This window comes from Faecalibacterium sp. i21-0019-B1 (assembly GCF_042852915.1).
Taxonomy (GTDB): Bacteria; Bacillota; Clostridia; order Oscillospirales; family Ruminococcaceae; genus Faecalibacterium; species Faecalibacterium taiwanense.
In genome coordinates, this window is the sequence record NZ_AP031425.1 from 2,132,800 (window position 1) to 2,146,961 (window position 14,162).

At 56.3% G+C, this 14,162-nt stretch carries 12 protein-coding genes and 2 tRNA genes; 3 read left to right on the top strand and 11 right to left on the bottom strand.

Annotated features, from left to right (window positions below; translation table 11 throughout):
- Positions 1 to 60 precede the first annotated feature (60 nt).
- The 3 genes from ACGHP1_RS10635 (at position 61) to ACGHP1_RS10645 (ending at position 3,303) form a co-directional block, all read left to right on the top strand.
- Positions 61 to 1,377, top strand: coding sequence for a phage/plasmid primase, P4 family (locus ACGHP1_RS10635; RefSeq protein ID WP_390509393.1), 1,317 nt, complete (start codon positions 61 to 63; stop codon positions 1,375 to 1,377).
- A 466-nt stretch (positions 1,378 to 1,843) separates the two neighbouring features.
- A complete protein-coding gene (locus ACGHP1_RS10640) occupies positions 1,844 to 3,109 on the top strand; it encodes a plasmid recombination protein (protein WP_390509395.1) in 1,266 nt (421 codons plus the stop codon).
- A gap of 17 nt (positions 3,110 to 3,126) precedes the next feature.
- The gene (locus ACGHP1_RS10645; RefSeq protein WP_242960375.1) at positions 3,127 to 3,303 is read left to right on the top strand and encodes a hypothetical protein; all 177 of its coding nucleotides are present in this window, start codon (positions 3,127 to 3,129) and stop codon (positions 3,301 to 3,303) included.
- Between the two features lie 98 nt (positions 3,304 to 3,401).
- Here ACGHP1_RS10645 and ACGHP1_RS10650 read toward each other — a convergent pair whose 3' ends face one another.
- The 11 genes from ACGHP1_RS10650 to purB form a co-directional block, all read right to left on the bottom strand.
- On the bottom strand, positions 3,402 to 3,653 hold the full coding sequence (locus ACGHP1_RS10650) for a DUF6061 family protein (protein ID WP_390509397.1): 252 nt from the start codon (positions 3,651 to 3,653) through the stop codon (positions 3,402 to 3,404).
- Between the two features lie 152 nt (positions 3,654 to 3,805).
- Positions 3,806 to 3,890, bottom strand: a tRNA-Tyr gene (locus ACGHP1_RS10655).
- Between the two features lie 153 nt (positions 3,891 to 4,043).
- Positions 4,044 to 4,118 (bottom strand) — tRNA-Thr (locus ACGHP1_RS10660).
- Positions 4,119 to 4,441: 323 nt separating this feature from the next.
- A complete protein-coding gene (rsmA, locus tag ACGHP1_RS10665; protein ID WP_044954033.1) occupies positions 4,442 to 5,296 on the bottom strand; it encodes a 16S rRNA (adenine(1518)-N(6)/adenine(1519)-N(6))-dimethyltransferase RsmA in 855 nt (284 codons plus the stop codon).
- A gap of 343 nt (positions 5,297 to 5,639) precedes the next feature.
- Positions 5,640 to 7,001, bottom strand: a complete 1,362-nt coding sequence (locus ACGHP1_RS10670) for a S41 family peptidase (RefSeq protein ID WP_120081165.1) — start codon at positions 6,999 to 7,001, stop codon at positions 5,640 to 5,642.
- Between the two features lie 150 nt (positions 7,002 to 7,151).
- On the bottom strand, positions 7,152 to 8,468 hold the full coding sequence (locus tag ACGHP1_RS10675; RefSeq protein WP_118526384.1) for a murein hydrolase activator EnvC: 1,317 nt from the start codon (positions 8,466 to 8,468) through the stop codon (positions 7,152 to 7,154).
- 16 nt (positions 8,469 to 8,484) lie between these two features.
- Positions 8,485 to 9,393, bottom strand: coding sequence for an ABC transporter permease (locus tag ACGHP1_RS10680; protein WP_120020906.1), 909 nt, complete (start codon positions 9,391 to 9,393; stop codon positions 8,485 to 8,487).
- Positions 9,390 to 10,157, bottom strand: coding sequence for a cell division ATP-binding protein FtsE (gene ftsE / locus ACGHP1_RS10685; protein WP_005944449.1), 768 nt, complete (start codon positions 10,155 to 10,157; stop codon positions 9,390 to 9,392). The genes ACGHP1_RS10680 and ftsE overlap by 4 nt, the downstream gene beginning before the upstream one ends.
- Before the next feature lie 108 nt (positions 10,158 to 10,265).
- Positions 10,266 to 11,351 carry a CdaR family transcriptional regulator gene (locus tag ACGHP1_RS10690; protein WP_005944450.1) on the bottom strand — a complete coding sequence of 362 codons (1,086 nt, stop codon included), beginning with the start codon at positions 11,349 to 11,351 and terminating at the stop codon, positions 10,266 to 10,268.
- A gap of 264 nt (positions 11,352 to 11,615) precedes the next feature.
- Positions 11,616 to 12,317 carry a pseudouridine synthase gene (locus ACGHP1_RS10695; protein ID WP_223389173.1) on the bottom strand — a complete coding sequence of 234 codons (702 nt, stop codon included), beginning with the start codon at positions 12,315 to 12,317 and terminating at the stop codon, positions 11,616 to 11,618.
- A 373-nt stretch (positions 12,318 to 12,690) separates the two neighbouring features.
- Positions 12,691 to 14,136: an adenylosuccinate lyase gene (gene purB / locus ACGHP1_RS10700; RefSeq protein ID WP_044954035.1), complete on the bottom strand. Its 1,446-nt coding sequence runs from the start codon at positions 14,134 to 14,136 to the stop codon at positions 12,691 to 12,693.
- Positions 14,137 to 14,162: the final 26 nt, after the last annotated feature.

Below are 14,162 nucleotides of genomic sequence, written 5' to 3' on the forward strand. Positions count from 1 at the left end.
CGAAGTGGTGGGTCTCACCGTGAGACCCGCCACTTCACTTTTCTAAAGGAGAACCACCCTATGAAGAAAAACATTTCCAGCAACCCCTTATGGCCGGACTGGTACAACGGTAAGAAGATCGATGAAGTCCAGTTTGGTCGTGCCTTTCTGGAGCAGTGGCCGCTGAAATGCGTCAACGGAACGCTGTACACGCTGGACGGCCCGGTGGAGGACGAAAGTGAGATCAAGCAGCGCATCTTGGAGAACATCGAGGAATATGTCACCTCCGGCCTGTCCAAAAAGGTCACCAACATTCTGGAGACCATCAAGCTGCTGGCCTTTTCCGACCCCTTTCCCATCGAACAGGACTGCATCCACCTCCAGAACGGCGTGTACCATCTGCCGGACGGCTCTTTTCAGGAGAGCCGCCTGTTCTGCCAGAACCGCCTACCGGTGAAGTACGACCCCAAGGCCCCCAGCCCGGAACGCTGGCTGACCTTCCTGCACGAACTGCTGGACGATGCTGACATTCCCACCTTGCAGGAGTATCTGGGCTACTGCCTGATTCCCAGCACCAAGGGGCAGAAGATGATGCTTATTGTCGGCAAGGGCGGCGAGGGCAAGTCCCGCATCGGGCTGGTGCTCAAGCGGCTCATGGGAGATGCCGCCAGCAACGGCAGCGTCCAGAAAGTGGAGAACAACCGTTTTGCCCGCGCCGATCTGGAACGCCGCCTGCTGATGATCGACGATGATATGGATATGAACGCCCTGCCTAAAACGAATTATATTAAGACCATTGTGACCGCCGAAGCCAAGCTGGACTTGGAGCGCAAAGGTGTCCAGAGCTACCAGCGGGACATCTACGCCCGGTTTCTCTGTTTCGGCAACGGCGCGTTGACCTCGCTGTATGACCATTCGGATGGCTTCTTCCGCCGTCAGCTCATCCTGACCACCAAAGACAAGCCTGCCGACCGCACGGATGACCCTTTCCTTGTGGAGAAGATGTGCGCCGAGTTGGAGGGCATCCTGCTGTGGTGTCTGGAAGGGCTGCACCGGCTGGTGCAGAACGATTTCCGCTTCACGGTCAGCCCCAAAGCTGCTGCCAACGTGGACACCATCAAGCGCAGCAGCAACAATGTCATCGACTTCATGGAGTCCGAGGGCTACTTCCGCTTCAAGGCGGACTACTCCATCAGCTCCAAGGAGTTCTACGACATTTATAAGCAGTGGTGCGAGGACAACGCCTGCCACAGCGTATCGGCGATTCGTTTCAGCGCAGAACTGCGACAGAACGACCGCCGTTACAACCTTGAAGCCACCAACAACATCTACCTGCCCGGTGGCCGCAGGGTGCGGGGCTTTGTAGGCATCGAACCGCTTGTCCACCCCTGTCCGTAAAAAGTGCATTTTTTCACGGAAGAAGTTCGTGCAACCTGTACGGTCTGTACTTGTACGCACCTGTACGGCGAATTGAAGCAAATTGAAGCGCATTATCGTTTATATTTCGGATTTCTGTACGTCGTACGAACCGTACAGGTTATTTGAAGTCCGTACGCAATTTTTTCAGATGCGTACGGAGCAATCAAGTTCGCATTGTGCGAACTTGTCGGGGCGAGGCCCCTCCATCTTGCTGGCGCAAGACCGTTCGGTCGCTTAAAAGCCCCACTGGGGCTTTCATTGCTTCGCAAACGTGAACTCGATTAGCTCTCCCGCAGGAGACGTTTTCCCTCGTTCCCCCTCGGAGAGCCCACTACACTTTGCAGACCGCAGGGATGAAAGTGTCATAGTGGGTTATTACACTTCCGCAGAAGTGCATCTTCGTTCCCCGTCACCTCTCGATGAACCTTGAAAGGAGGGATGCCCTTTGGCAAGAAATGATGGCATTGACCGCACCAGTGTTCGAAATCTCGCCGTTTCGGACAAGGCCGTTGGCAACACTCAGCAGCACAACGAGCGCGAAAAGGACAGCTACCGGAACCCCGACATCATCCCCCAGCGCACTGCATGGAACATCCACTTCAAAAAGCCAACCGCCAGCTACACCGACCTGTTCTCCCAACTGGAAACCGCTGGCACGATTTCAACGCGCGGCTTGAAGCCGGATGCCACCCATTACTGCGAGCTTGTCTTTGATGTCAACTCGGCCTACTTTGACAACCACGGCGGCTACGAGTTCGCCAAGCAGTTCTATGAGGATGCCTACCAAGCTGCCGTTCAAATCGTGGGCGGTGAGCAGTATATCCTCTCGGCAGTCATGCACGCCGATGAGATCAACCGCGCCATGACCGAAGCATTAGGCCGGGAGGTCTACCACTACCATCTCCATGTGGTCTATGTGCCTGTGGTGGAAAAGCAGATCCTCTGGTCGAAACGCTGCAAGGACAAGGCACTGGTCGGCACCGTCAAGGAGACCGTCATGCAGGTCAGCCGAAGCAAGAAGTGGGCATCCAAGCCCCTGATGGACGATGCTGGAGAGCCCGTCCTGCAAAAGAACGGCAAGCCAGTCCTGAAGAAGTCGTACAGCATCTTGCAGGACAACTTCTTCAATTTTATGCGCGCTGCCGGGTACACCGATATAGAGCGCGGCGAACGTGGCAGCACCGAAGAACACCTGACCGTCACCCAGTTCAAAGTTCAACGGGAGCAGGAACGGCTGGACAGCCTGACCGCCCAAGCCGACCAGCAGGCACAATCGCTTGCTAAAACCAGTCAGGCCCTCTCCCAAAAGGAGAAAGAACTTGCCGCTGTTCAGAAAAAGGCCACGCTCACGAAAGAAGCCCTCATTCATGCGCGTGATCTGGATTATATCGGCAAGCGCACCTTCCTCGGCAACTACTCGCTGACCGAAGAAGAATTTTCCAAGCTGAAAAAGCAAGCCGACCACGGCTATATGATGGACGTGGAGAACCGCCGCCTGAAAGAAGAACTTTCCACCGCCAAGAAAGAAGCCGTTCGTTGGAGCAACAAGTACCACGACCTGTGGTACGACGTGAAACCCTATCTGGATGCTCTCCACCGTGCGCCCGAACTGGTGCGCGGCTTTCTGGAAAAAATTCTTGCCCCCAAGCAGGAGCGTACTGTGAATGCGCCGCAGCGAAACCGCAAGCGTGGGCAAGATATGGAACTTTGAGTTTCGGAGGATACTATTTGAACAAAAAGAAGAAGTCAAACAAATCCGGCTACCCGGATGAAGCAATCAAGACCCTTGCGCATTGCTTTTATCCCTCCATGGTTGAGTTTTTCAACAGTGAGGAAGGCCAGCGTGAATATGAGGAATGGCTGAAAGAGCAGGAAGCTCTACAAGCCTTGCCTGTAGCCGCATAAAAACAGCAGGACGCTCCCAGAAAAGGGAACGCCCTGCCTTATATAGATGTATCTCACCGAGGTGTGTCCAGCTGGGCACACCTCTTATTTTTTTGCCCTTAATCTTCTAACCCATGGCTCCCAGTTGTATTCTTCAAATATTCCTCCGGGTCACCATTCAGAATCAAATCTGCGTAGCCCAGCGGGTCATTGTAGATGAGATAATCCAGTTCTGACCTCTGCGCCATGGTCACGTCCAGTGCATCCTCGACCCTAGTGCAGTCAATGGAGATCATTCTCCCATCCCGGAGCAGCAGTTCCACGCAGCCAGTGTCCATATTAAACTTGCAGGCTCTTTCATCGTACTTCATAATCATACCCTCCAAATCTTGTTATTGGCTTACGGTCTATGACAAGGTATCGGAGTTTTGCGCCGTCCACAGGAACCTTCGTTGTTGTACCCGAAGAAAACGAAAAATCCGAACCCTTCTCCAATCGGAAATAGGTTCGGATTTTTCTTGTTTGGTGGGCGCGGGTGGATTCGAACCACCGAAGCTGAAAGCAGCAGATTTACAGTCTGTCCCCATTGGCCACTCGGGAACACGCCCATATTCAGTTTTGCAGTCCATGGATTGCCTGTATATATTACCACCCGGATGATAGTTTGTCAACATCTTTTGCGGAATTTTTGGATTTTTGTGCCGAAAGCAAAAGTACAAAAGCAAAAGCCGCCCAGAAATCAACGTTCCTGAGCGGCTTTTTGGAGCTGGTGACAGGAGTTGAACCTGCAACCCACTGATTACAAATCAGTTGCGCTGCCATTGCGCCACACCAGCATGGACCAAGCGGTCTTTTGATAGAATACCAAAAAACGCGCGGCTTGTCAATATCTTCTTGGCGCGCAAAAAACAACCCATTCCCCAAACAGTATACTATACCGTTTAACAAATGAGGTGCCATTGCCATCAGTTCATGCTTTCGTCTGCTTTTAGCATTCTTTTCTGTTGTATCACATTTTGATACCCGTAATTTTCAACGCAATACATCGATAATAAAATCGAACCATTCGATTCTATTATCATAAAAACCCCACAGGAACCGCGGACGGCTCCTGTGGGGTTCAAAGTCTGTTGTATTCTTTTTTGAGCAGCGGGCTGCTTCAGCGGGCAAGGGCCTGCTGGATCTTTGCAAAATCCTCCAGTGTGAGGGCTTCCGGGCGGATGCGGGCATCAAAACCGGCGGCTTCAATGGCGGCTGTCACCGCGTCCTTGGGCATTCCCAGGCCGCTGGCAATGGCGTTTGCAGCCGTTTTGCGGCGCTGTCCGAAGGCGGCACGCACCAGCGCAAAATAGCCTTCTTCGTCCTCCACCTGCACAGCGGGCTGCGGACGGATCTCCATGCGCACCACGGCACTGGTCACCTTGGGGGCCGGGTAAAAACTGCCGGGCGCAGCGGTGAACATCATTTTGGAGGTGGCATAGTAGCTCACCGCGCAGCTGATGGCGCTGGATGCACGAGTGCCGGGCGCAGCAGCCAGACGGTCGGCAGCTTCCTTCTGTACCATGACGGTCAGGCTTTCAATGGGCAGGCGGTCGCCCAGCAGCTTCATGACAATGGGACTGGTGATGTAGTAGGGCAGGTTGGCGCACACAGCCACCGGCATACCGGGGAACTCTTCCGCAATAAGAGCCTTCAGGTCAACTTTCAGCACATCCTGTAATACCAGTTTAAAATTGTCCACTCCGGCCATCGTTTCGGCCAGCAGCGGCGGCAGGCGTTCGTCCACTTCAATGGACACCACCTTGGCGGCGCGCTTTGCCAGTTCCCGAGTCAGCACACCGATGCCGGGGCCGATCTCAATGACACCATAGCGCTTATCCACGCCGCTGGCATCCACGATCTTGGGCGGCAGACCCGGGTTGATGATAAAGTTCTGTCCAAAACCCTTGGAGAGTGCAAAATCGTATTTTTCGCACAGGGCGCGGATCACCGAGAGGTCGGTCAGTTCGGGCATAGATTCCATCCTTTTTCATAGTACGATTTGAATGCCCTCCGCGTCGCTTTGGGCATATTCAGCGGAAATATTATTATAATATGGCAACCCAGCCAGACCTGCGGGTCTGGCTGGGTTGCATTTTCACGAGAAGGGGTCGGTACGGTAAACGGGAGCGCTGCGGGGCGCTCCAAAACGCCTTTTCACGTAAGGAGTCGGTACGGCAGGCAGCATCACCGCGCCCTACGGGCGCGATCAAAAGCCGTTTCAAGAAAGGAACATGCGTACGGCAAACAGCACCGCAATAAACCGGGTTCCTTTTTACAAGAAGAAGCCCATGCAGCATTTCTGCCGGTTTTACCCTTTATTCTGCGCTGGATGCTGCTTCGCCGCCGGCTTCTGCTTCGGTGGAGGAAGCCGTTTCCTCAGAGGAAGCGTTCTCCGGCTCAGTGGCAGCGCTGTCGGCTTCTTCGGAAGCAGCAGCCGAAGAAGCTGCTTCGTTGACACCGCCCAGAGTCGTGGTACCGCTCAGCTGCTGTGCTGCGCTGACCGCACGCTGGATCTGCGGGTCATCCTCGGGGGTATAATCGTAGAAATTCGTGGTCTCTTCGGCACTGAGGGCACGCTCCACATCCACGCTCAGGCCGGTGCCATCAAAGCAGGAGCCGTCGCCGCAGATGAGCTTTGCCACCGTGATACTCACGGCGCTGCCATCCGAAAGGCGCTGCGGGCTGCTCTGGATGGTTCCCTTGCCCATGGTGGTGGTGCCCACCAGACGTGCGCCGTTCATAGTGCGCAGGCTGGCAGCAAACAGCTCTGCTGCGCTGGCGGTGTTGCCGTTGACCAGACAGACGATGGGCAGCTCCACCTTGCTCTCATCGTCGCTGCTGCCAATGATGGTGCGGTTTCCGTTCTTATCCTCGGCATAGGCCACAGTGCCTTCCGGGGCGATCAGGTCGATGCAACTGATGGCATCATCCAACACGCCGCCGCCGTTATCGCGCAGGTCGAACACAAGGCTCTGGGCACCGCTGGTAGTGAGAGACCGGATGGCATAGTCCAGCTCGCTGGGCGTGCTGCCGTCGAACTGGCGGATCTTGATGTAACCCACGCTGTCCAGCATCTGGTAGTCCACGGTGGTGCTGGTGTAGCCGGAGTGGGTCAGGTCCGTCGTCCGGGAAGCAGCCTTGCTGTCGAGCCATGTAACATTGACGATGGTGCCGGCTTCGCCCTGCAGGCGGGACTGCACGGCATCCACCCCGGAAAGGCTCTTCACATCGGTGCCGTCAATAGCAGTGATGTAATCGCCCACCACGATACCGGCTTCCTGCGCAGGCGAGTCCTCATACACCCTGGTCACTCTGGCATAGCCGGTCTGGTCCATGCCAAGCTCCACGCCAATGCCCATCACCTTGCCGCTCTGCTGGTTCATCAGCTCGGTGTAGGCGTTGGCGGTGTAGTAACGGGCGTACTTGTCGCCGGTGCCCAGCAGGTAGCCTGCGGTCAGGCGGTCGTACAGCACCGTTTCATCAATGGTGTAGTAGTCGTTGCTGCGCACATAGCGGTCCACCTCGGCCACTTTGTTGTACATGCTCTCCTTTTCCTTCACGCTGCTCACCGTGCTGTCAAACAGACGCATGGCAATGAGCATGGTAATGGAAAAGGTCACGGTCATGGCAAGGATCACAATGGTGACAGCCATGCCCACAGAGATTTTACGGTTCATGCTTGCCCCTCCCTGTTAATACAGCAGCATCATGATCACACTGCTCAGCAGCGAGAGTGCAAACACGCCTGCCAGAACAAGGCAGCCGATACGCAGCCAGCGCTTGTGTTTTTGTTCGTTCATAGAATACCAGACTCCTTATAAACACACTCAGTTGTGCGGGAACGGGATATAACCGCGCGGATTGACCGCATTGGCCTTTTTGCCGCCCTTCCAGACCTCCAGATGCAGGTGGTTGCCGGTAGAGTTGCCGGTAGAGCCAACGTAGCCGATCAACTCGCCCTGCTTGACATACTTGCCTGCGCTGGTGGCGACCGACCTCATGTGGCCGTACAGGGTGCTGTAGGCGTTGCCGTCCGACATGCTGCCGTGGTAGATGATGACATAGTTGCCATAGCCGCCGCTGGACCAGCCCGCCACCTGCACATAGCCGCTTGCGGCTGCGTAGATGGGGGTACCGCCCGGCGCAGCCAGATCAATGCCGGCATGCAGTCTGTTCACGCCGGACACCGGGTTCTTGCGCCAGCCGTACTCGCTGGAAATGCGGGTATAGCTCTTCAGCGGGCAGGCAAAGCCGGTAAAGCTCAGCTGCGGCTTACTGGATGCAGCCGCCGCGATCAGCTTCTGGATCTCTTTCTTGACGGCCTCATAGTTCAGCTCGTCCGATTCAATAGCGGCCTGTGCCGTCTGCTGGGCCTTCTGGGCATCCTGTGCAGAAAGCTGCGCCGCAGAAATGCTGCTGTTCAGCTCGCTCTGCTTTGCCTTCATCTGGTAGTTCTGGGTATCCAGCTCCGCCTTCTGGCTCGTCAGCTCCTTGCGCTGGGCTTCCAGCTCCACCTTATCTGCTTCCAGAGCGCTCTTGGCGGCCTTCATATTGTCCATGATCTCGGTATCTTTGATGGAGATATCCTGCATGACCTCGTTGAAGGTGAGCAGCTCATACAGGTCATTCACTGCGCTCAGCATGGCCACGCTGCCGCCGTCGCGCAGCTCCTGCATGGCAGCCATGTGCTTTTTAAAATCGCCCCACTGGCTGTCGATCTCGGCCTGCTTCTGGGTGATTTCGCCTTCCTTGGCGGTGATCTTCTGCTCGGTCTGGCCAATGTTGTTCTGCACAGCAGCGATCTGGGTGCTCAGCACGCTGATCTGAGACTGAATGACGCCCACGCGCTCCTTTAGCTCACTTTCCAGCGCTTTTGCAGCAGCTTCCTTTTTCTTTGCGTCCGAAAGCTCCTTCTTGTGCTGGTCGATGGATTTGGAAAGGCTGTTCAGCTTGTTCTGCAGGCTGGCCATGCTGGTGGCTGCCGTGGCCGGCTGGAAGCTGACGCTTGCCGCAAGGCATACCGCCGCCAGGCACAGACTCACGCCGCGCAGCAGCTTGCTGCGGGCAGGCTCCGGCCGTGCATGGCGCGGCGTATGGCCGGGCATCTGCAGCCGGAAGGGCTTTGCATGAAGTGCTTTTTTCATGTGCGGCTCCTTTCGATCACACGTTCAGGTGCTTGCGGATGGAGAACATACTGCCCAGACCACCCACAACGGCACCGCCGATGAGGCTGTACGGGATGATAGTGGACCAGACGGCGCTCACCGGCACCAGTGCCTGACCCATGATCATTTCCCACACGCCGCCCAGACCGTCGGAGGCCTGCACCATGTAGGAGTAGCCGCCCAGACTGATCGCTGCAGTGAGCACGCCGGAGATCAAGCCCATGGCCAGACCTTCCACAACGAAGGGCAGAGTGACCAGACCGTTGGTGGCACCCACGTACTTCATGATCTCAATTTCGCGGCGGCGCGCAAACACGCTCAGGCGGATGGTGCTGCCCACCGTGATGATGCTGACGACCATCAGCACCAGCACGATACCGCGGCCCACTTTGGTAACAGAGCGCTGCACCTGCACAAAGACGTTGGTCATTTCCACCGGGGCGGTAACGCTGTACACGCCCTGAATGGCCTGCATCTGCTTGCTCATGCTCTCCATCTGGCTCAGATCCGCGATGGAAACGCGGTAGTTGGCCTTGAAGGGGTTGTCATTTTCAAACTCATCCCACAGGGAGGAGTAATCTTCCATGTAATTGCGGTAAGTGTTCAGCACGTCCTGCTTGGAGACGAACTGCACATTGGTCACGCCGGGCATTGCCGCCAGCTTTTCGCCCACGGCCTGCGCAGTGGCATCATCACACTCCGGGTCCAGATAGACCACGGTCTCGTTCTGGCTGCCCAGATAGTTCACCATGCTGTCCACGTTCACCTCGGCAAGGCTTGCAAAGGTGTTCAGGGTCATACAGACACTGAGGGACAGGATGCACACAAAGGTCATGGCCCAGTGCTTGCCCAGATTGCGGATGCCGCGCCGGATCAGAAAAAAGAAGGTAGAAGGTCTCATCATACGGTGGCCACCTCCTTTTCTGCGGTGTCAGCAGGTTCCAGCTCGGTCTCGAACAGGCGTTCTTTGCGCTCTGCGCGTGCGCGGATGGCTTCCTTGTCGGCAGGCACATCCGAAATGATGCGGCCCTTTTTCAGGGTGACGACGCGCTGGTGGAACTGGCGCACCAGCTCGTGCTCATGGGTAACGACCACCACGGTGATGCCCGTTTCGCTCACCCGCTCCAGCAGCTCCATCATTTCCAGGCTCAATTCCGGGTCGATGTTGCCGGTGGGCTCGTCCGCAATGACCAGCTTGGGGCCGTGGGCAAGGGCGCGGGCCACAGCCACGCGCTGCTGTTCACCGCCGGAAAGGGTGTCCGGATAGGCCTTGGCCTTATCCTCCAGATGCACCAGCTCCAGCATGTACTCCACACGGTCGCTGATCTCCCGGCTCTTGACGTTGGTCACATGCATGGCAAAGGCGATGTTTTCGTACACAGTCATGGTGGGGATCAGCCGGAAATCCTGAAAGATAATGCCCATCTGACGGCGCAGATACGGCACCTGATGGCGGTGCAGGCTGGCAACATCCTTGCCCAGAACGGTCACCTTGCCCTCACTGGGCAGCTCTTCGCGCAGCAGCAGCTTGAGCAGGGTGGATTTGCCTGCGCCGGAATGGCCCAGCAGGAACACGAACTCGCCGTCGTCCACATGGAGGTTGATATCGTCCAGTGCCAGCGGTCCGCCCCGTTTATATTCCTTGGAAACGTGTTCTAAATCGATCATAGGGTAATATTAGCTCCTGACATTAAAATCTGTTTTCACAGCAAAAAGAACCGGCCAGCATCGGTTTCGAGCGGCCGGTTCTGCACTGCAGGCAGAGCCTGCAGCTTATTAGTATTTGGCCGGATTGTTGGACAGGTACTTCTTGACCATCAGTGCTACCTTAAAGACGATAGCATCGTCGAACTCACGCAGATCCAGGCCAGTCAGCTTTTTGATCTTTTCCAGACGATACACCAGCGTGTTGCGGTGCACAAACAGGCCGCGGCTGGTTTCAGACACATTCAGGTTATTCTCGAAGAAGCGCTGGATGGTGAACAGGGTCTCCTGATCCAGGCTTTCGATGCTGCCCTGCTTGAACACCTCGCGCAGGAACATCTCGCACACGGTGGTGGGCAGCTGATAGATCAGGCGTGCAATGCCCAGATTATCGTAGCGGATGATCTGCTTTTCGGTGTCGAACACCTTGCTCACTTCCATGGCGATCTGTGCTTCCTTAAAGGAGGTAGCCAGATCCTTCACGTTGGAGATGGGGGTGCCGATGCCCACCACAGCCTTGATGTAATGCTCGCCGGACAGGGTATCCACAATGCTGGCAGCCAGCTTTTCCATATCGGTGCGGTCGATGCCCTTGCGGATCTCCTTGACCAGCACGGTATCCGTCTCGCTGATATTGAACACAAAGTCCTTCTGCTTGTCGGGGAACAGGCTGCTGACCACATCGTAGGCGGAGATATCGCCGCCGCTGGTAACACGCACGATGAACACCACGCGGGAAACATCGGTGGCAAAGTGCAGCTCACGGGCCTTGGCATAGATATCGCCGGGCAGGATGTTATCCAGCACCACATTCTTGATAAAGTTGGACTTATCAAACTTTTCGTCGTGGTACTGCTTGATGCTCTGCAGGCTGATGGACAGCATAGCGGCAAACTGACCAGCCGTCTCGTCCACGCCTTCCACGAATACTGCATAATCGTTATGCTTGGCGCTGGAGAACTGCTGATAGGTGTAGCCATCGCGCACAAAGCGGTCGCCTGCGGTCAGACGCTCCGCCATGAAACCCTCGCGCACCTCGCCGATCAGGTTCAGTTCCGAGCAGGAAATAACAGCGCCGGTCTCATCCACCACGCCGACCACCCGGTTGATCGCGTCTTTCATCTGGTAGATCACGCTTTGAAATACTCTATTGGCCATAATGGATACCCCTTTTCCTCGTTTGTGCAAACCGCAGCGGCAGCCGGTCGTGATTTTTAACAATTTAGCTGCATTACATTTTATATTTTACACAAAAGAATTTACTTTTGCAACATATTTCAACAAAAAAGATAGTTTTTTCTTGTGAATATTATCTTCAGGGGCCATTCTGAACCAAAAAAGTGCCTTTTTGCGTGGTTCTGCCCCCTATTCTACCGGAAAAATGTGTTGCTTTTTTGAAATTCGGGTGAAAAGCCGACCCTGTCAGCTGGAAATTTTTGACACTTCTTCGGCAGAAAGCTCCCGCCACTGGCCCGGTGCAAGGGCCGGGTCGAGTGCAAGGCCGCCGATGGCATCCCGGTGCAGGCCGTTCACACCTGCGCCGTACACGCCGAACATCCGCTTGATCTGGTGATAGACGCCCTGCTTGAGCACCACCCGCACGGTCAGGCCGTCGGCCGAAAGGGCCGTCACCTCCGCAGGCGAAAGTGCTGTGCCGTCGGCAAGGGTCACGCCCGCCGCAAAGCCGGTGCGCATCTGCTCGGTCAGCGGCGTGTCCAACACCACGGTGTAGGTCTTGGAGACGTGGCGCTTTGGAGCAAGGATGTCGTGGGCAAAGGTGCCGTCATCGGTCAGCAGCACAAAGCCGGTGCTGGTCTTGTCCAGCCTTCCCGCCGGGAACAGCTGCCGCCGCGGGTAGGCGTCCCCCACCAGATCGACCACGGTGGTGTCGCGCTTGTCGGTGGAAGCGCTCACCACGCCCTCGGGCTTGTTGAGCATCAGGTACACAAACTGCTGGTAATTCAGGGCTTTGCCGTCCACGGCCACCGTATCGGTTTCCCTGAGCTGGGTGTCTCCCTTTTTGCAGACAGCACCGTTCACCTGCACCCGCCCTTTGGAAAGCAGCGCCTTAGCTTCGCTGCGGGTGCACTGGGCCGTCTCGGCTAAGTATTTATCCAATCGCATACGCGGTTCTCCTTTTACATAGGTTTGGAGTTTTAGTGTAACATGATAAAATGATTTGCGCAAGAGAACTCCTTCCGTCATCGCTGCGCAATGCCACCTTCCTTTATTAGGGAGGCTTTGGCCGTACGGTAAACTCTTCCTCTTCGTCAGAGGCTCCCTCTTTGAGAAAGACTTCCCCCGGTCGGGGGAAGATGTCACCGAAAGGTAACAAAAAGGGGAACGGCTGACGCACGAAGTTCAGCTGAAGGAGTTTTTCTTTCCGGTCCTTTTCGTGAAAAAGCAAGAAGGAGAAGCCCGCAGGCTTCTCCTTCTTGCAAAACAAACTGTAACTTCCGCTGTTTACGCTCAGAGCGTAAGCGGAGAGCATTTAAAATCAAACACTCAAAGATGCGTGCTGCTCCACGGCATCGGGGTTGGCATCGAAGATGGGCTTGAGCACATTGGCGATGAACTCCTCCACCTGCTGCGGTGCACGGCCCACAAAGTTCTCCGGCACAAGGCCCGCCACGATCTCCTCGCGGGTCAGGCCAAAGGCGGGGTCGGCAGCAATGCGGTCCACCATGTCGTTGGGCAGGCCCTCTTCCTTGACCTGCTTGCCGGCGGCGATGGCGTGCTGGCGCAGACGCTCGTGCAGCTCCTGACGGTTGCCGCCCTTTTCCACAGCCTGCATCATGATGTTCTCGCTGGCCATGAAGGGCAGCTCTGCCATCAGACGGCTGCGCACCACCTTGGGATACACCACGATGCCGTCGGTGACGTTGAGCATGATGTTCAGGATAGCGTCGGTGGCAAGGAAGCCCTCAGCCATGGCGACACGCTTGTTGGCGCTGTCGTCCAGCGTGCGCTCAAACCACTGGGTGCCGGTGGTGAAGCTGGGGTTCAGCACATCTACCATCAGGTAGCGGCTCAGCGCGCAGATACGCTCGCAGCGCATGGGGTTGCGCTTGTAAGGCATGGCGGAGGAACCGATCTGGTTCTTTTCAAACGGCTCTTCCATCTCCTTGAAGTTAGCCAGCAGACGCAGGTCGGTGGCAAACTTCATGCAGCTCTGGCCAATGCCGGCAAGGGCGTTCAGGATGAAGGCATCCACCTTGCGGCTGTAGGTCTGGCCGGACACCGGAATGACGGCCTTGGGGTCAAAGCCCATCTCCTTGGCGATGGAAGCATCCACGGCGCGGATCTTATCGGCATCGCCCTTGAACAGCTCCATAAAGGAAGCCTGCGTGCCGGTGGTACCCTTGACACCGCGCAGCTGCAGAACAGCAAGACGGTGGTCGATCTCCTGCAGGTCCATCACCAGCTCGTTGGCCCACAGGGTGGCGCGCTTGCCCACGGTGGTGGGCTGAGCGGGCTGGCAGTGAGTGTAGGCCATGCAGGGCATGTCCTTGTATTCCTCGGCGAAGCGGCCCAGCTTTGCCAACACACCGATCAGCTTTTTGCGCACCAGTTCCAGACCCTGACGCATCACGATGATGTCGGTGTTGTCGCCCACATAGCAGCTGGTGGCACCCAGATGGATGATGCCGGCAGCCTTGGGGCACTGCTGGCCGTAGGCGTACACATGGCTCATCACGTCGTGGCGCACCAGCTTTTCGCGCTCGATGGCCACTTCATAGTTGATATCGTCCACATGGGCTTCCAGCTCAGCCACCATATCGGGGGTGATGTTGGTCAGGCCCTGCTCCATTTCGGCCCGGGCCAGCGCCACCCACAGGCGGCGCCATGTGCGGAATTTGTTATCGTCCGAGAAGATATACTGCATCTCGTCCGAGGAATAGCGGGTGGAAAAGGGGCTGATATAACGATCATGCTGAGACATTGATTGTTTCCTCCTGAAAGTGACTC

Coding starts and splice junctions, on each gene's coding strand:
- ftsE (WP_005944449.1), bottom strand. CDS start 10,157: ATGATCGATTTAGAACACGTTTCCAAGGAATATAAACGGGGCGGACCG.
- ACGHP1_RS10690 (WP_005944450.1), bottom strand. CDS start 11,351: ATGGCCAATAGAGTATTTCAAAGCGTGATCTACCAGATGAAAGACGCG.
- purB (WP_044954035.1), bottom strand. CDS start 14,136: ATGTCTCAGCATGATCGTTATATCAGCCCCTTTTCCACCCGCTATTCC.
- ACGHP1_RS10695 (WP_223389173.1), bottom strand. CDS start 12,317: ATGCGATTGGATAAATACTTAGCCGAGACGGCCCAGTGCACCCGCAGC.
- ACGHP1_RS10650 (WP_390509397.1), bottom strand. CDS start 3,653: ATGAAGTACGATGAAAGAGCCTGCAAGTTTAATATGGACACTGGCTGC.
- ACGHP1_RS10670 (WP_120081165.1), bottom strand. CDS start 7,001: ATGAACCGTAAAATCTCTGTGGGCATGGCTGTCACCATTGTGATCCTT.
- ACGHP1_RS10675 (WP_118526384.1), bottom strand. CDS start 8,468: ATGAAAAAAGCACTTCATGCAAAGCCCTTCCGGCTGCAGATGCCCGGC.
- ACGHP1_RS10680 (WP_120020906.1), bottom strand. CDS start 9,393: ATGATGAGACCTTCTACCTTCTTTTTTCTGATCCGGCGCGGCATCCGC.
- rsmA (WP_044954033.1), bottom strand. CDS start 5,296: ATGCCCGAACTGACCGACCTCTCGGTGATCCGCGCCCTGTGCGAAAAA.
- ACGHP1_RS10635 (WP_390509393.1), top strand. CDS start 61: ATGAAGAAAAACATTTCCAGCAACCCCTTATGGCCGGACTGGTACAAC.